The sequence below is a fragment of the Escherichia sp. E3659 genome (assembly GCF_005781135.1).
Lineage (GTDB): Bacteria > Pseudomonadota > Gammaproteobacteria > Enterobacterales > Enterobacteriaceae > Escherichia.
Genome location: NZ_VATQ01000040.1, coordinates 35,838 through 53,165 on the forward strand (window position 1 = coordinate 35,838; position 17,328 = coordinate 53,165).

Annotated in this window: 17 protein-coding genes; 5 read left to right on the forward strand and 12 right to left on the reverse strand. The window is 48.4% G+C overall.

Annotated features, from left to right (window positions below):
- The first annotated feature begins 3 nt into the window (after positions 1–3).
- Positions 4–1,215 carry a BenE family transporter YdcO gene (gene ydcO, locus FEK47_RS21340; RefSeq protein ID WP_135487804.1) on the forward strand — a complete coding sequence of 404 codons (1,212 nt, stop codon included), beginning with the start codon at positions 4–6 and terminating at the stop codon, positions 1,213–1,215.
- A gap of 34 nt (positions 1,216–1,249) precedes the next feature.
- Here the strand turns inward: ydcO and FEK47_RS21345 are convergent, their stop codons facing one another.
- From FEK47_RS21345 to tehA, 3 genes are all read right to left on the reverse strand, one after another.
- Positions 1,250–1,918: a DUF3313 domain-containing protein gene (locus FEK47_RS21345; RefSeq protein WP_064527441.1), complete on the reverse strand. Its 669-nt coding sequence runs from the start codon at positions 1,916–1,918 to the stop codon at positions 1,250–1,252.
- A 299-nt stretch (positions 1,919–2,217) separates the two neighbouring features.
- Positions 2,218–2,811: a tellurite resistance methyltransferase TehB gene (gene tehB / locus FEK47_RS21350; RefSeq protein ID WP_130219288.1), complete on the reverse strand. Its 594-nt coding sequence runs from the start codon at positions 2,809–2,811 to the stop codon at positions 2,218–2,220.
- Positions 2,808–3,800, reverse strand: coding sequence for a dicarboxylate transporter/tellurite-resistance protein TehA (gene tehA, locus FEK47_RS21355; RefSeq protein ID WP_135487805.1), 993 nt, complete (start codon positions 3,798–3,800; stop codon positions 2,808–2,810). Before tehA ends, tehB begins: the two co-directional genes overlap by 4 nt.
- Positions 3,801–3,923: 123 nt before the next feature.
- On the opposite strand from tehA, the gene ydcK reads away from it, so the two are divergent.
- Positions 3,924–4,904 (forward strand): YdcK family protein, encoded by a 981-nt coding sequence (gene ydcK, locus FEK47_RS21360; protein ID WP_135487806.1) that lies wholly within the window; start codon positions 3,924–3,926, stop codon positions 4,902–4,904.
- On the opposite strand, the gene rimL is transcribed toward ydcK, so the two are convergent.
- The 4 genes from rimL to FEK47_RS21380 all read right to left on the reverse strand — a co-directional run bounded on the left by rimL (position 4,896) and on the right by FEK47_RS21380 (position 9,086).
- Positions 4,896–5,435, reverse strand: coding sequence for a 50S ribosomal protein L7/L12-serine acetyltransferase (rimL, locus tag FEK47_RS21365; RefSeq protein ID WP_130219282.1), 540 nt, complete (start codon positions 5,433–5,435; stop codon positions 4,896–4,898). The two genes, ydcK and rimL, sit on opposite strands and share 9 nt — an antisense overlap.
- A 62-nt stretch (positions 5,436–5,497) precedes the next feature.
- A complete protein-coding gene (locus FEK47_RS21370) occupies positions 5,498–5,722 on the reverse strand; it encodes a YdcH family protein (protein ID WP_064527431.1) in 225 nt (74 codons plus the stop codon).
- 140 nt (positions 5,723–5,862) lie between these two features.
- On the reverse strand, positions 5,863–7,518 hold the full coding sequence (opgD, locus tag FEK47_RS21375; RefSeq protein ID WP_130219280.1) for a glucan biosynthesis protein OpgD: 1,656 nt from the start codon (positions 7,516–7,518) through the stop codon (positions 5,863–5,865).
- A 224-nt stretch (positions 7,519–7,742) separates the two neighbouring features.
- Positions 7,743–9,086, reverse strand: a complete 1,344-nt coding sequence (locus FEK47_RS21380; RefSeq protein WP_131161509.1) for a VOC family protein — start codon at positions 9,084–9,086, stop codon at positions 7,743–7,745.
- A gap of 216 nt (positions 9,087–9,302) precedes the next feature.
- Between FEK47_RS21380 and FEK47_RS21385 the strand changes: the two genes are divergently transcribed.
- On the forward strand, positions 9,303–10,226 hold the full coding sequence (locus FEK47_RS21385; protein ID WP_130210229.1) for a LysR substrate-binding domain-containing protein: 924 nt from the start codon (positions 9,303–9,305) through the stop codon (positions 10,224–10,226).
- A gap of 30 nt (positions 10,227–10,256) precedes the next feature.
- On the opposite strand, the gene FEK47_RS21390 is transcribed toward FEK47_RS21385, so the two are convergent.
- The gene (locus tag FEK47_RS21390) at positions 10,257–11,897 is read right to left on the reverse strand and encodes a methyl-accepting chemotaxis protein (RefSeq protein WP_135487807.1); all 1,641 of its coding nucleotides are present in this window, start codon (positions 11,895–11,897) and stop codon (positions 10,257–10,259) included.
- 400 nt (positions 11,898–12,297) lie between these two features.
- On the opposite strand from FEK47_RS21390, the gene hokB reads away from it, so the two are divergent.
- Positions 12,298–12,447 carry a type I toxin-antitoxin system toxin HokB gene (hokB, locus tag FEK47_RS21395; RefSeq protein WP_130219272.1) on the forward strand — a complete coding sequence of 50 codons (150 nt, stop codon included), beginning with the start codon at positions 12,298–12,300 and terminating at the stop codon, positions 12,445–12,447.
- A gap of 65 nt (positions 12,448–12,512) precedes the next feature.
- Here the strand turns inward: hokB and FEK47_RS21400 are convergent, their stop codons facing one another.
- Positions 12,513–12,686, reverse strand: coding sequence for a hypothetical protein (locus FEK47_RS21400; RefSeq protein WP_130210233.1), 174 nt, complete (start codon positions 12,684–12,686; stop codon positions 12,513–12,515).
- 272 nt (positions 12,687–12,958) lie between these two features.
- Positions 12,959–13,489, reverse strand: a complete 531-nt coding sequence (cybB, locus tag FEK47_RS21405; protein ID WP_130219268.1) for a cytochrome b561 — start codon at positions 13,487–13,489, stop codon at positions 12,959–12,961.
- 188 nt (positions 13,490–13,677) lie between these two features.
- On the opposite strand from cybB, the gene gap reads away from it, so the two are divergent.
- Complete coding sequence (gene gap / locus FEK47_RS21410; RefSeq protein WP_130210237.1) at positions 13,678–14,679, forward strand: type I glyceraldehyde-3-phosphate dehydrogenase; 1,002 nt, start codon at positions 13,678–13,680, stop codon at positions 14,677–14,679.
- A gap of 40 nt (positions 14,680–14,719) precedes the next feature.
- Here the strand turns inward: gap and aldA are convergent, their stop codons facing one another.
- Both aldA and ydcF read right to left on the reverse strand, forming a co-directional pair.
- Positions 14,720–16,159, reverse strand: coding sequence for an aldehyde dehydrogenase (aldA, locus tag FEK47_RS21415; RefSeq protein ID WP_135487808.1), 1,440 nt, complete (start codon positions 16,157–16,159; stop codon positions 14,720–14,722).
- A 195-nt stretch (positions 16,160–16,354) separates the two neighbouring features.
- The gene (gene ydcF / locus FEK47_RS21420) at positions 16,355–17,155 is read right to left on the reverse strand and encodes a DUF218 domain-containing protein YdcF (protein ID WP_135487809.1); all 801 of its coding nucleotides are present in this window, start codon (positions 17,153–17,155) and stop codon (positions 16,355–16,357) included.
- Positions 17,156–17,328: the final 173 nt, after the last annotated feature.

Below are 17,328 nucleotides of genomic sequence, written 5' to 3' on the forward strand. Positions count from 1 at the left end.
CAAATGCTACGGTGCGTGTACGCTATAACGCACGAGGTAACTATGCGTCTGTTTTCCATTCCTCCTCCCACACTGCTTGCAGGGTTTCTGGCGGTCCTGATTGGCTATGCCAGCTCTGCGGCAATAATCTGGCAAGCGGCGATCGTCGCTGGAGCCACCACAGAGCAAATTTCCGGATGGATGACGGCGCTGGGACTGGCGATGGGCGTCAGTACTCTTGCCCTGACATTATGGTATCGCGTGCCTGTTCTTACCGCATGGTCAACACCCGGTGCTGCGTTGCTGGTCACCGGGTTACAGGGTCTAACGCTAAACCAGGCCATCGGCGTTTTTATTGTCACGAATGCGCTAATTGTTCTCTGTGGTGTGACAGGATTATTCGCCCGTCTGATGCGTATTATTCCGCACTCGCTGGCAGCGGCAATGCTGGCCGGAATTTTGTTACGCTTTGGTTTACAGGCGTTTGCCAGCCTGGATGGTCAGTTTATGTTATGCGGTAGTATGTTGCTGGCGTGGCTGGCGACAAAGGCTTTTGCGCCGCGTTATGCGGTAATTGCGGCGATGATTGTTGGGATCGTGGTTGTTATCGCACAAGGTGACGTTGTCACAAAAGATATCGTTTTCAAACCCGTTCTCCCCACTTATCTCGCCCCTGAATTTTCGTTTGCTCACAGTTTGAGCGTTGCACTCCCCCTTTTTCTGGTGACGATGGCTTCGCAAAACGCACCGGGGATTGCGGCAATGAGAGCAGCTGGGTATTCGGCTCCTGTTTCGCCATTGATTGTATTTACTGGATTACTGGCGCTTCTGTTTTCTCCTTTCGGCGTCTATTCCGTAGGTATTGCGGCTATCACTGCGGCTATTTGCCAGAGCCCGGAGGCGCACCCGGACAAAGATCAGCGTTGGCTGGCTGCCGCTGCGGCTGGCGTCTTTTATTTACTGGCGGGTCTGTTTGGCAGCGCCATTACCGGGATGATGGCTGCCCTGCCTGTAAGTTGGATCCAGATGCTGGCTGGTCTGGCGCTGTTAAGTACCATCGGAGGCAGTTTGTATCAGGCTTTGCATAATGAGCGTGAGCGCGATGCTGCTGTGGTGGCTTTTTTGGTAACGGCAAGTGGGCTGACGCTGGTAGGTATTGGCTCGGCGTTTTGGGGGTTAATTGCCGGTGGTGTCTGTTATGTAGTATTGAATTTGATCGCTAACAGAAGCCGATAATCAGAAGCGCCATCTTGCGATGGCGCGACTGGCATTACTTTTTGTTAACGTCAAACATGGTCGCGTCGGTCGCCATGTCATCAATAACTTGCTTAATATTTTCGAAAGCCATTGGGGTGCTTTCGTTGTTCAGGTCCTTACCTTCGCCCTGACGAACCACTTTGATAACTGGTTTGTTGGTAGCCGCATCAATCAGCTCACCTTCAAAGTACAGGCGGGTGTCCATGGTACGGTGACCCGTCGCCATTTGCGTCCCCGCTACCACTAATGCGACAGGAACAACTTCATAGAACTGTAACCCTTCTTTGCTGGTATCTACACCAGTAATAGCACCACGGAAAATCAGACTACGAGGCCCAGCGGTAGTAACCAGTGGTTTACGCTGTGAGATGGCTTCTTTCATTTCAGTATTGGTATAGCTCAAAATTCTATCCAGAACTTTTTGCCCTACCTGGGTAGAAGGTTTAGGCACCGGATAATAGGTGATCGGGTTCCAGACGATGCTGTCATATTTACTTTGATCAAAATTTGGATCAACCCAGCGTAATACCGGTTTGCCCGTTGCTGAAGTTGTTTCTTGAAGGTTGGAGTAATTGTTTAAAAAACCAGAATATTTATCTGGCTGGGTGATTTTAGAGGCACAACCTGACAGAGCCAACAAGCCGCATAAAGCCGCAACTTTCGCAATTGATGTGGTACGCATGAATAGTTTCCTGAGATGATTATATTACTTTTTAAGTTATAGCAAAAAGTACCGCTTCGTGTTGTGGCAAAAAAAGTGTTGGTGAAAATAAATTTTCCAGCCCCTTTTCTGACAATATAGTCAATGACGAAAAGGGGGCAGAGTCAATCGTCAGTTGTTAAATTTCAGGCAGTTAAGCCGATAAAAAACTTCAACCACTGTGATTTATTTCACATCACATCGATAAAAAATATGCTTACCGAAAAAAACAGCAGTTACACATCTCAACGTGGGCATTTTCATGCACCTTGCCCTTTAGCTTATTTTTTACGTGCCAGCATCGTGGCGAAACGTAGTTTAATACGATTGCCGTTAGCGTCGGTGCGGTGAAGTTCCCCCACGTCTTCATTGTATTTCAGCATCTCCCAGCCTTCATAATATTGACGTAACTCCCCTTCTTTAAAGGCAAAGGGGAATCCGACGGTACATGGAAAATCAGCTGTGTCCATTGCTGCCACAATCAAGTTATAACCACCGGGTTTGGTGCAACGCTGCATATTGGCAATCAGTCCAGGAATGGTTTTCGCCTCCAGGAACATCAGCACCACGGTAGAAAGAATAAAATCGTATTGTCCATCAAACGTCAGGCTATTTAGATCAACAACCTGGGTGCGCAAATTTTCCAGTTTTTCAATGGATTTGATGCGTTCGACGTTGGCAATACTCATGGCATTTTTATCCCATGCATCGACATCATAACCATTGGCTGCCAGGTAAAGGCTGTTACGGCCATTACCACAGCCCAGATCCAGCGTTTTACCCGGCTTAACCACTTTCACCGCTTCCAGAACTTCAGAGTGTGTGCGGGTTAATTCATATTTATCAGTGAAGTAGTTTTCATCACGAATGATCATTCTTTGTCCTCAGCTTTCATTAAAACGGCGCGCTCGGTTCTGATTAACAATTTTCCCTGCATCAGAAGCGCGAAAGTACGGATGAGCAGTAATGCGATAATAAAATTGGTAAAAATAAATAGCGGCACAGCCAGGGTATGGAAAAAGCCATTGTCGTTACCGCTTCCTAAATGCAAACCAGTGGTTGCTAGTGCAGATACGCCGAACGAGAAACTCCAGAATGAGGCATTAAATGGCTGGGAGAGATACCACGGCATCAGGCGTAACATAAAAAGAAGTTGCAGCAGACCGTAACCGAAAAGCATTTTCGCCAGCGTATCGCCCTCGCCACCGTTGACGCTCAACCAGGCACTACATGCCACCAGCGCAGGTGCAAGCTGAATACCCAACGATGTACGCAGTGCCGTGGGCAATTCTCCCGAGCTGCGCAGACGCTGAAGGATCACCGGCTCAAGACTTAACCAGGAGAAAACACCAGCCCCTAAAAATACCAGACCAGCATCGGTGTAGCCCAATGCTCCACAGGCCATTGCACTGATGAAGTTGTTGGCAACAGTAGGTAAATAAAGTCCGGGTGTCGTAGCTTCCTCAGGATGGGAACCGCGCCATAAACCGGCTGTTTGCCAAGCGGCATAAGTCAGTTGTATCACCACACCAATACTGAACAGGCCCACCGCCAGCGGACGAAACCAGGGGACAAAACCAATTGCCACCAGCATCGTCGTTGCCGGAAACAAACTCACAAAACTGCTCATCACTGGATGACGCACTTCCGCCAGCACGCTGTGAGGAAAACGTACCAGTCGGGTGATAAATGCCGTAGTCAGTAATCCCCAAATGATCATTGCCAGAATCACCAGCCCATCGCCCAACCAGTGACTGACCTGCCAAACCTGGCTGGCATAGCGCCAGGCAAATCCCATCCCTATCGTCCCCAACACAATGCCAAAGTAACCTGCCGGTAAATTGAGCACTTTATCGCTCTGCATCTTCTTACTCATTTTGTTGAATTTATAAAGTATATTTGAAATGCATTTTATGGAAATTTGCTAAACATAGCCAGAGTCACAGAATTTGCTACGGTTATAGTAGGTCACCTGCGGGAAAACGCTATGCGCAAATATCGTCTTAGTGAAGAACAACGAGCTTTTAGTTATCAGGAAGATAGCGATAAAAAGAGTGTTTTATTGCGGCAGATTATTGCCATCGCTGATTTTAATGACGTAATAGCCGGAACGCCTGGCGGCTGGATTGATAATGAAACCGTATTGGCCCAGGACGGAAATTGTTGGATCTATGACCAGAATGCCATCGCGTTTGCCGGAACGGTGATATCCGGTAATACACGCATCACCGGAAGCAGCGAGCTATGGGGCGATGTTTGCGCGAAGGATAACGTCTGGATCGATAATAGCAAAATCAGTCAGGGTGCCCTGATAAGTGACAACGTCACAATTCATGATTCATTAATATGCGGAAATTGCAGGATTTCTGGTCATGTCTGCATTGATCAGAACTCAATGGTTGTCGCTGCGCAAGGTTTAACGCCCGACCACCATCTTCAGTTGCAAATTTATGATCGCGCAAGAGTCAGCGCCTCGCGCATTGTTCATCAGGCGCAAATATATGGTGATGCCATTGTGAAATTTGCGTTCATTGAGCATCGCGCCGAAGTTTTTGACTTTGCACGTATTGAAGGTAATGAAGAGAACAACGTCTGGCTGTGTGACTGCGCGAAAGTCTACGGACACGCACGTGTGATCGCCGGAACAGAAGAAGATGCCATTCCCACGCTTCATTACAGTTCGCAGGTAGCGGAACATGCCTCGGTGGAAGGCAATTGTGTGTTAAAACATCATGTTCTGGTGGGTGGTCATGCACTCGTACGTGGTGGTCCGATTTTACTCGACAATCACGTCACCATACAGGGGAACAGCCGCATTACAGGTGCGGTGATGATTGAAAACCATGTGGAGTTAACCGACCACGCCGTCGTTGCAGCCTTTGATGGCGACACGGTTCATGTCCGTGGTCCAAAAGTCATTAACGATGAGGAGCGCATTACGCGAACGCCACTAGTAGGGTTATTGTGAATCGATAATACGCGCGTATAAGTTCACATCATCAAAGGCATCATTCAGGAACTCAGCCTGTTTAAGGCAACCTTCAAGGATAAAACCATTGCGCAAAGCTACCTGGTTGCTTTGCGGATTGTCCACCCGACATTTGATCACGAAGCGTCTGAGTTCACCAGACTGAGCGTAATGATGAATCAATGCCTGCAGCGCCTGAGAAATGATCCCCTGCCCCTGATGAGATTCGTCCAGCCAGTAACCGATTTCTGCGGCTTTGTTCTGCGGTTCAATACGGTTAAAAGACAGGACGCCAACAAGTTCATCTTCACTAAAGATCATGAACATTTTGGCATATCCACGCTGATGCAACATCATATTACCCTGCACCGTTTTTCGCGTGTCATCTTCGGTATTAACAGACTGTGGCCAGTTTAGCGAATTCTGTAACCAGCTTTTATTTTTACAGATTAAGTGATGAAGCGGCGTGATGTGATTTTCTGCAACGGAACGTAATTCAATTGAGTCACTAACTTTTATCGTCTCGGTCATGTCACCTCCGGTCAATCTGCGCGGCAATTTAAAAAGCCGCCCGCCAGGCGGCTTAAGAAAGTTTACACCTCTTTGACGCTCTCCTGTTGCAGGATTTTGAGCATCTCATCTTTCAACTGGAGCTTCTGTTTTTTCATGCGAACCACTTCCGCATTGTATCCACGACCATCAGATCCTTCCATTCTGGCAATCTCATGATCAAGTTTGTTGTGCTTATCGAACAAGGACATAAAGCGAGGATTTTCGTTTTTCAGGCGGGATATTAAATCTCGGTATTCTGGAAACATACGCACTCCCTGTTAGTGGCTGACAAAGTGTACATGAAATACACATCATCAGATTACTCAGATAGTTTGGGGAAAAATGCGAGCGGGATCGTGTTTCACCAGACGGCACCTTCCGTCAGAAGGTGCCGAAAAAATGACGATCAATTCATCACGCGATCGTCAACGTATTTGCGCTTATCCGGAGCTGGTGGAAAATACTGATACAGCCATGTTTCACTGATGGCATCGCCCTGACAGCGGAGATACATCCGCATATCAACCGGATCAGTAGAGTCCGAAGTCGGATACCAGTCAAATTGAATACGGTAACCATCAATCGGTTCAATGTAGAGAATTTCGATTTGCTTCGCTTCACCGCTGGAGAGCGTAATAACAGGTTCAATCCCCTTAGGCGCAGCCGCTTTCAGGTCACCACCAACAAAATCGACGGCAAAACGACGCGCCCATTTTTCTGGATAATGCTCACCCGGCGCCCAACCTTCCGGAAAACCTCCCATGCCGGTACGCGTCGCCATAACACGAGCCAATGGACATTGAACAGGGGGATGTGCGCTCCAGTACAGACGATACTGGAATGCAAACTCGTCCCCTGCTTTTACTGCTTTTTCTGGCTGCCAGAAGCAGACAATGTTATCCAGCGTTTCACCCGTTGTTGGGATTTCCATCAGACCAATGGTGCCTTTGCCCCATTTATTACGAGGCTCTACCCACAAACTTGGTCGTTTGTTGTACCAGCCCATGATGTCTTGATAATGGGAGAAATCACGATCCAGTTGCAATAAACCAAAGCCTTTCGGGTTATTGTCGGTGTAGGCATTGAACTGCAATTTCTGCGGATTATTTAGCGGACGGCAGATCCACTCACCGTTGCCCCGCCACATGGAAAGACGGTCGGAATCATGGATTTGCGGATGAATAGTATCGCACATACGACGTTCGTTAGTGCCGCAACTAAACATACTGGTCATCGGCGCAATACCCAATTGCTTGATCTCTTTACGCGCATACAGATGGTTTTCAACATCCATAATCACCTGACTCTTTTCACACTGGATGGTGAACTTGTAGGCACCGGTAATACTGGGGCTATCGAGTAAGGCATAAACGGTAAAGGTGGTTGCGCCTGGTTTTACGGTATCAAACCAGAAAGCGGTAAAGTCGGGGAACTCTTCTTTGCTGTCGGTATAAGTGTCGATCGCCAGGCCGCGGGCCGACAAACCGTATTGATACGTGTCATCAACGGCGCGGAAATAACTCGCTCCGAGGAATGATACTACATCACGCCGCGCCAGTTCGGGGGCTTTAAACACGCGAAAACCGGCAAAGCCGAGATCGCTTTGCCCTTCTAATTGTTTGGTATCAACACCCGCATCGTTGTATTTGAACAACTCCGGGCGAAAGTGAATTTCACGCGCCAGATGTGTTGCTGGATCAACAGAAAACATACGAACGCGGCGACGGAATCCCATCCCCATATGGAAGAACTGAGCGTCAAGCTGGCGGTTCTCGACGTTATGCCAGAGCGATTTTTCGGCGTCGTATTGAATACTGTTATAAGCCTGCGGCGTCATTGTCGCCAGAGTGTCAGGTAACGGACGCGGGGCACCACGCCACGCTGTTTGCGCTAAGTCGTGCGCCATTGACTGTAGAATGGAGAAGTCAAAACGCTGGGTTTGCCCGTCGGCAATATCAGAATCTGCCGCGAATGCCGCCTGAGAAAAAAGAGAAGCAATGCCGCTGGTACCGCACACGGCGGCCATAGCCATTGAACCTTTAATAAATCGTCTACGATCCATACCTGAAAGTGAGTCCTTCTGGTGTTGTGAATGGTCCCGCGCTGGTCGTTTTCAGCGGCAAGAAAGTGCTTATTTATGACCGCTCACTCTAGACAATATTTATTAATAATCCAATTGTTGAACTCAGAGAATATGCATAAATCGGCAATTTTTTTATGTCGATGGGAAGAGCCTGATTCATTTGTAAAATCAGGCAAATTTTTGCAAAGCAGGATGGCCCGACTTTAAAGCAATCCACAGCGGCGTTTACTGCGTTCTTCCGCTTCCTTGTATAACTGAAATTCATCAAAAACCTGGCAGCCCAGCGCCTGCTCGAATGCCTCACGACTGGCATTACCATGACTGCGCGTCTGCGTTTCGTTACCGAGATTGGACTGGAAGATCCCTGCCGCACTCACCGGCAAAAAATCCTCATAGGTAATAGGTTGTGCGACAACCCAGCCACGTTCGATCAAAGGTTGCGGATCGTCCCCAGGATGTATCGCCTGACGATGCGCTTCACCCGATGGTGTCAGTCGATAACGGAACCATGCCAGCCCTTGCTGGCGCATCAAAAATTCGCTGTCCGGGAAAGCGCGAAAGGTTTCCTGCAAATGCAGTTGATGAGTGAGATTATCCTGTCCAGTTCCGGCATTACGCAGAAGTTCATCATACAGTCGCCGCCCTTTCGGCGTTAACGCCACTCCGCGCTGCTCTATCTCACCAAATCGCGCGGTATGCCTCCCCTGCTGTTGCCCCACAAACAGAACCGTTTCTTCCAGTGCCTTAAAGCTGGTTTGACGCAATAAAATCGGCACCTCGCGGCGCGGCGGCCCTTCGATGAGAATTTTTGGTTCGATACCGCATTCGGGCATCATCGACTGCACCCGATCAATGTCCAGCGTGCGTGGCGTCAGGTGATTGATATGACAGCCCGGAAAACAGACTACATCAGCGATCAGCCGATGCTCGTTATGCAATGCGTGATAGGTTTCTTCATCTACCGTTGCTGACTGATGCCAACGAAATGTCTCCAGGGCTTCCCGCACAAACTCCCGCGCTTGCGCTTCGCTAAAACCGCCCTCCCGATCATATTCATCTAACAGTTGCCGACAACGTGGGGTAAAGATATCGCGCTGGCGTAAAATCTCCGCCGCCTTTTGGCGCAATGTTTTGTTTTCGATAAGCTCAAGGCGGAGCAATGAGGTAAAAACGCGGAAAGGATTACGCGCAAGCGAGGCATCATCGATGGGCCGAAATGCCGTAGAATGTACCGGCACGCCAGCCTGCGAGAGATCGTAATAACTCACCGGATACATTCCCATAATGGCGAATATCCGCCTTAATGTGGCAAGTTCCTGCGCGGTTCCCACACGTATCGCCCCATGACGTTCAACGTTAAGCCTCGCCAGTTCATCCGCATTCACCATTTTTTCATGCAGTTGGGGATTATTTTCCAGCACAGCCAGATTCACGTCAGCGACCAGTTCCAGCAACGTACCGTACTGTGGAACTTCTTGTTGATACATGGCTGACATTGCCTGCGAAAACTGTTCCCGAATCTCATCCGCTGTGATGCTGTTCGCCATAATGTCTACCCCCAGTGGTCAATTATCTCGAGTGTAGGTAACCGCATTCACTCTGGTGGGAAGAATTTACAAACTGTGATCTCGCCGCGAAATCATCAATATTATCGATTTCGATGTAACATAATCACTTTAAATGTTAATAATATTTTGCAATCAAGTTATCATAATCAAACAACATCACTTGTCAGCGGCACCGCTTCGTTTTTAACATCGCTTATGGAAAAAAATAGTCTGTTTAGTCAGCGCATCCGTTTGCGCCACCTTCATACATTCGTAGCTGTCGCACAACAAGGAACTTTGGGGCGCGCGGCTGAAACCCTTAATCTGAGTCAACCGGCACTCTCTAAGACATTGAATGAGCTGGAACAATTGACGGGGGCTCGCCTGTTCGACCGAGGACGTCAAGGCGCACAGCTCACCTTACCTGGCGAGCAATTTTTAACTCACGCAGTCAGAGTTCTTGACGCCATCAACACCGCAGGACAATCACTTAATCGTAAAGAAGGTCTTAACAATGATGTCGTCAGAGTGGGCGCGCTACCTACCGCGGCACTAGGGATATTACCTTCGGTTATAGGTCAGTTTCATCAGCAACAAAAAGAAACCACACTGCAAGTTGCCACCATGAGTAACACGATGATCCTGGCAGGATTAAAAACAGGGGAAATCGATATTGGTGTTGGTCGGATGTCAGATCCTGAACTGATGACCGGACTTAATTACGAGCTGCTGTTTCTCGAATCACTTAAGTTAGTTGTTAGGCCTAATCACCCCCTGCTTCAGGAGAACGTAACGTTAAGTCGGGTACTGGAATGGCCTGTTGTCGTATCACCAGAAGGCACCGCGCCACGGCAGCATTCAGAGGCATTAGTAAAAAGCCAGGGATGTAAAATTCCTTCAGGCTGTATTGAAACGTTGTCTGCATCACTTTCACGTCAGCTTACGGTTGAATACGACTATGTGTGGTTTGTTCCTTCTGGCGCTGTGAAAGACGACCTGCGTCATGCCACGCTGGTGGCCCTGCCTGTTCCGGGGCATGGAGCAGGCGAACCTATTGGAATACTGACCCGCGTAGATGCAACACTCTCTTCCGGTTGTCAGTTGATGATTAACGCCATTCGAAAATCAATGCCGTTCTGAAAAGTAAGGGATCTTACGATCCCTTTTTTATCACACCGTTGCCAAACTCACTGAATTCCCTGTTCCTTGTTGAGCCGCCTGAACTGGTTGTTTCTTCAGACGGAACACATCCACGGCTTCAGTTAACCGCGCCGCCTGTTCTTCAAGAGATACCGCCGCAGCTGAAGCCTCTTCCACCAGAGAAGCGTTCTGTTGCGTCACTCTATCCATTTCAGAAATCGCCTGGCTAACTTGTGTAATACCTCTGCTTTGTTCATCTGAGGCAGCAGCTATTTCTTGCATGATATGTGTGACGCTCGCCACGGCATCAACAATAGCGCTCATGGTTTTCCCTGCCGTTGCCACTTCATCGGCCCCCTGGCCAATTAACCTGACGGACTCACTGATCAAGCCTTCAATCTCTTTCGCCGCCTGGGCGCTGCGGCTTGCAAGTGTACGCACTTCGCTGGCGACAACGGCAAATCCGCGTCCTTGTTCACCGGCTCGCGCGGCCTCAACGGCGGCATTGAGCGCCAGGATATTGGTCTGGAAGGCAATACTGTTTATAACAGCCGTGATTTCAGAAATTTTCTTCGAGCTACTGGAGATATTACCCATTGTCCGCACTACACCGGAAACTGTTTGTCCGCCATCACCGGCTTTACTTGAGGCCTCTTGCGCCAGTTTGCTGGCATGATGTGCGTTATCAGAATTTTGCTTCACTGTTGCGGTGAGTTGCTCCATGCTGGCGGCGGTTTGTTCAATTGCCGCCGCTTGTTCTTCGGTGCGTGAGGAAAGGTCAGTATTACCGGCAGAAATCTCACTGGTGCCACGATAGATCTCTTCTGCCCCCTGGCGCACCGTTCCCACCGTCAGCGCCAGCGAATGCTGCATTTGCTGTAGATGGCGACTTAAGCGGCCAATTTCACTGCGGCCAGTGGATTCGTCAACCAAAGTCAGATCGCCACTGGCTATTTTTTCAATCCGTTGGGCGGCATGTTGCAGAGGACGAATGACAATCCGGCGTAACACCATAAAGGTTATCAGCGTCATAACCAGCGCAAGTATAAATGCGCCAATCATAAACATCCCTCCCAGACGAGTACGCTGATGCGCCTGTTCCGCTAGCTGGTTAGCTCTGGCGCTACGTATTTCAATGGCTTTGCTTAACTGCTGGTTATAGGCATTATCAAGCGTTCTGATCTGCTCACTTTCATGATTGATAATGGCTTCAAACATGCCATTTTTGGCATATTTCAACATGGGTTGCAGACCGGAAATATAAGCCTGGAAACGCTGATTTAATTCTCCGTCCAGCACATCGTCAGCGGGCGTTTTCACCAGACGAGTACGGTAAACGTTATAGCCTTGTTGCGATTGCTTTATTTGCAATTCCGCTTGCGCAATATTTCTCTTCATCTCTTCCATTTCAGCGATACGACTTGCTGCCCCGGCCTGAATCATATTGATCCGGGCTGAACGCAATAAATCAGAGCTGTTTGCTAAACCCGTGCGTATCTGGATCTCGTCACTGACGTCGCGCTGATCGCGGTCTGCCTGCCAGAGAAAATACCCCGCCACGGATGAGCTCAAGGCAAACAGAAACAGGATGCCGCCAAGAATGCAGGCAAATAATGGAACCAGCCTGATGTGATGTAAAAAGCCTAAGCGGTGTGAGGATGTTGTATTCATGACCGTTGTCTCTCTTCCTGGTTTACTCCCGATAGAGAGTCATCGGCAATCGATGGTAATTGCTTACTGGCAAAAACCTGTTCATATCACATTTTTACAACAATTTTTGCGATGAGAGATTATTACCATCGGAATGAAGAGACTTACGAGTAGTTATACCTTGTAAGGCGTATTACGAAAAATTCTGGAAAATGCCACGCAATTTCGTGAAGTGATTATTTCGCTGGTAAGGGTAATTACATAGGATGTTTGCGGGCGCCTGAGACTTTCTGTTTTCAGGCTTACCGGGAATCAGAAAGACGAAGGCCCCGACCGATATTTCTATCAACCGAGGCCGACGAATGAAACCAACAATTCAGATGTTAGCCTCTTACCCGCCATCCGGCAAGGAGAAAAGGCTATGAAGCGCAACCCCCTGGTGGTGTGTCTGCTCATTATCTGTATCACGATTCTGACATTCACACTCCTGACCCGACAAACGCTCTACGAACTGCGATTCCGGGACGGTGATAAGGAGGTGGCGGCTCTCATGGCCTGTCAGTCCAGGTAAGGGCCTGCGCGGGGAGCATTCCCCGCACATCTGGTTGACGAGTTCATTTTCTCATGGCGCCCCATTTAGTTAGTGCATGTTTTTTTCGATGCGCTGATAGAACCATCATTACAGACAAATTTGCCGCCTGCAGTACAGTGAGAGATCCCCCCTTTCGCACCAGAACAGGGTTTGCGCCCGGCATCAACATAAAAAGACATCAGTAATCCCATCAGTAAAATAAAGAGCAACTTTTTCATACAACCTCCATGGCTTGCCGAATCTTATGTTCGGTATAAAAGTTATACGCTGTGCGGTCTTTATTTCACTTAGGGAGATCAAGGATTGGGGAAATTGAATTTCAATCTTAACAGTAGATATGTTGATTAAATATCAACCCGTTGAACATATAAACTCGGATTATGGTTTTATTTGTCATACAAATAAATATAATAGGCGCTTCCGATGTAGGCCCGTATTCTTCGCCTGTACCACGGGTCTGGTTTAGTACAGGCGCTTTCTTCTAATACCCTCAGGAGCGCTTACGCGGCATCATGCGCAGAAGCGTGTTGTCTTTCCAGAAATAGTGGTGCGCCAGAGCTGCAGCCGCATGAAGCCCGATAACGAAATATCCCAGATTGGCCAACGTTTCATGCCACCACTTTAATCTATCCACCAGGTCAAAATTGGCCTCTGACGCGTAAGGCATCGTCAGACCAAACGCAAACCACGGATTACCCCGGTTATACATCATCACCAAACCAATCACTGGCAATACAATAAACAGGAGATAGATCACCAAATGTCCCAAATGAGCGAGTCCCGTCATCATGGGCCTGGGTTTCGGTACAATGGGCGGCGTTGGGTATTTCAATCTGAGTAACAGACGAAGCACCATCAGCACGAGAATTGAGATGCCACATGAAACGTGGATCATGTTGATCACCGGACGATCGCTACGCGGGAAAAAACCACGAAACTCCATTGCACAATAGGCTGCAATAACCAGCAAAAAGACCAGCCAGTGAATGCCAATTTGTAACCTTGAATATCTAATTCCCATAACATTTCCTGCTTTAACACAATTTGCCGTTAACATAACGAGCTTTTCTTAAAATTTCATTAAATATTGTTCACCCGTTTTCAGTACGTTACGTTTCATGGCAAAAATGTAGATTGCCCATCCTGTCATCCTGGTCTAAGCCTGGAAAGGACTAATTTTTACCCACAAGTTCTTGACTGGAGAAAACCATGAGCAAAGTTGGCATTAACGGTTTTGGTCGTATCGGCCGGCTGGTATTACGTCGGCTACTTGAGATTAAAAGTAACATTGACGTTGTCGCCATTAATGATCTTACATCTCCGAAAATTCTCGCCTACCTACTAAAGCACGATTCAAACTACGGTCCTTTCCCCTGGAGCGTCGATTTCACAGAGGATTCACTTATTGTTGATGGAAAAAGTATTGCGGTTTACGCCGAAAAAGACGCGAAAAATATCCCCTGGAAAGTAAAAGGGGCTGAAATTGTCATTGAATGTACCGGTTTTTATACTTCCGCAGAAAAATCCCAGGCGCATCTGGACGCTGGCGCGAAGAAGGTGTTGATTTCCGCCCCGGCAGGAGAAATGAAAACCATCGTTTATAACGTCAATGATGGCACTCTGGATGGCAACGACACCATTATTTCCGTGGCGTCATGCACCACTAACTGTCTTGCGCCTATGGCCAAAGCATTGCATGACAGTTTTGGGATAGAAGTTGGCACAATGACAACGATCCATGCCTATACCGGCACCCAGTCTCTGGTGGATGGTCCGCGTGGTAAAGATTTACGTGCATCGCGGGCGGCGGCGGAAAATATCATCCCCCACACTACCGGTGCGGCAAAAGCCATTGGTCTGGTGATCCCGGAACTTAGCGGCAAACTTAAAGGTCATGCGCAACGCGTGCCAGTGAAAACCGGTTCAGTGACCGAGCTGGTGTCTATCCTGGGGAAAAAAGTGACTGCTGAAGAGGTGAATAACGCACTAAAAAAAGCAACGACCAATAACGAGTCATTTGGTTATACCGACGAAGAAATTGTCTCTTCCGATATCATTGGCAGCCATTTTGGTTCGGTGTTTGATGCGACCCAAACGGAAATCACCGCAGTGGGCGATTTACAACTGGTGAAGACCGTCGCCTGGTACGATAACGAGTATGGTTTTGTCACTCAACTCATTCGTACTCTGGAAAAATTCGCCAAACTCTGACCCGCGCTGGCGGAGGAAAAACCTCCGCCTCTTTCATATCTTACGACTGCAAATAGACCACCTGAGTCTGCAGATACTCATGCAAACCATGTTTGCCATCTGCGCCGCCAATACCCGACTTACGCCATCCAGCATGGAAACCTTGCATAGCTTCGAAGTTTTCTCGGTTGATGTAGGTTTCGCCAAACTTGAGTCCTTTGATGGCTTTCATCGCCACGTTAAGATTCTCGGTATATATCGATGACGTCAGGCCATAATCGCTGTCGTTGGCCATGGAGATAGCCTGTTCCAGCGTGTCAAAAGCGACTACCGGCAGCACTGGCCCAAAGGTTTCTTCGTGCATAATGGACATTTCCTGTCGGACATCCAAAAGCAACGTTGGCGGATAATAATAACCTTTCCCTTCTACAGCCTTACCACCCAACGCGATTCTCGCGCCCTCTTCTACTGCCCGCGCTACCTTTTGTTCCACCCTTTCCAGAGCCGCAGCGTTAATCAGCGGCCCCATCGCAATATCGTTACGTTCGGCGGGGTTACCAAATTGAACCGCCTGCATTGCCTCGCCCAGTCGATTAACAAAGCGATCGTAAATACCTTTCTGCACATAGACACGTTCCGCACAGTTGCACACCTGCCCAGTATTTATCACGCGTGAATCAACAATGGCTTTGACGGCCAATTCAAGATCGGCGTCATCCATCACGATAGCAGGGGCTTTGCCCCCCAGCTCCAGACACACTTTGGTGATATTTTTCGCCGCGGTCGCCATGATTTTTTCTCCGGCAGCGACGCTGCCTGTCATGCTGACCATAGCGACTTTTGGATTACCCGCCAACTCCTGACCAACCGTTTCACCGCGTCCTAACACAAGGTTAAACACGCCGCGTGGTAAGCCAATTTCGTCGACGATTTTAGCAAATGCGATCGCATTGTTTGACGTAAATTCGCTCGGTTTGATGACGATGGTATTGCCTGTGAGAAGAGCTGGCGCCATTTTGCGAGCAATCAGGAAAAACGGGAAGTTCCACGGTAGGATACCGGTCGTTACGCCCAACGCACGTTTAAACAGCAGGATGTTTTCCCCAGGACGATCACTTTGAATAATCTCGCCCTCGTAGCGACGAGCCCATTCCGCCATGTAATCAATATAGTCAGCAGTAAAAGCGACTTCGACTTCGGCCAGCTGTTGAATTTTTCCGCCTTCCTCGACGATCAATGAGCTAATTTCACTGGCCCGTTCGCGGATCCCCGCAGAGATTTTCCGTAACCAGTTCGCTCGTTCAATCGCGGGTAATGCTTCCCATTCTGGCTGTGCACGCTCTGCTGCATCGATTGCTTTGCGAGCATCTTCAGCCTGACCATCAGGAATGCGGGAAATCACTGCCTCTGTTGCGGGGTTAACCACATCAATCCATGCGTCGCCGCGCCAGGTGACAAACTGTCCATCGATATACATAGGATGTTGAACGGGTACAGACATGGGCTACTCCTGCGATTGATATGTTTATATTTTGTAATTCATATGTTAATTAACATCATTCACAGCAGAGAAGGCATCGTGGATGTGCAATTTTGTGAAAGGCTTCATAAAAAGAGATACGACGGGAATAAAGAGAGGAAGAAAAAGATCAGATTATTACCCGTTTGCAATCATTTGTTCACAAACGGGCAATTATTAGCGCAGTGAACGACTCTCCATTGCCTCAATAAGCACTGCGTCATGCTGTAATAGCTGCCATGCCTGCGTAACTTCTGACGGAAAATCGACGTGAACGATAAAATCGCGTCCGCGCGGTCCATAGCCATCGCTGTCATCGCGCAAGCGTGGCAGCTCGCCAGTAAGTAGGGACAAATATCGCTCAACTGGCCATAGTCCTGTCAGCGGATTAGCAAACGTCACGCTGCCTGCATCATTTCCCAACTGTGGTACGAATCCCGGATAACTTAGCCAGCGAGGCGCATCAGGATTATCTCCTGTAATACGACGGAACGTCGCCATGGTTCGGCGTTGCATAGTGGGATCCTGGACGACAATCGTGGTATGGACTCGCTCTGCTAACTGATTCAATAATGCGATACTGAAACGGGCATTTTCCCCACAGTTAGTTGACTGATCTTCAATCCAGATTTTTTCATGTGGAATATGCCAAAACTGATGGGCGATATCCGCAAGGATGGTAGCTTCTGCCCTGCCAGTGGTGCGGATAGTGTTGTAGTGCGGATGCTGTGCAATGGCGCTATACAAAAAAGTTGTCGAGTGACCAATACCACCACTAATCAGTAAAGGAATTTGCTGATCTCTTGCAATCTTACAAGCGGCATCGATAGTGGGAATGACAGCATTGCCTGCAAGGATCACGCAATCGGCCTGATACGGAGCTTCACCGGAGAAATCATCCTGCGCCAGCCATCGACCGATAACGTTTATAGCATCAATGGTTGACGCTGAAAGCGTCGGAAACGGGTTAATATTCATGGTCCCTCCTTATCGTTCCCTTAAGAATACTGCGTGAGATAATAATGAGAAGCGGAGCACTCTGAAAGGAGGAAGCCGTATTTCCTTAACCGCCTCTCCGCAAGCCTGACATATCTTTTACGGAAAAGCTGTAGATAAACATTATTCATCTTGCAGCAGAGAATTGTATTTTT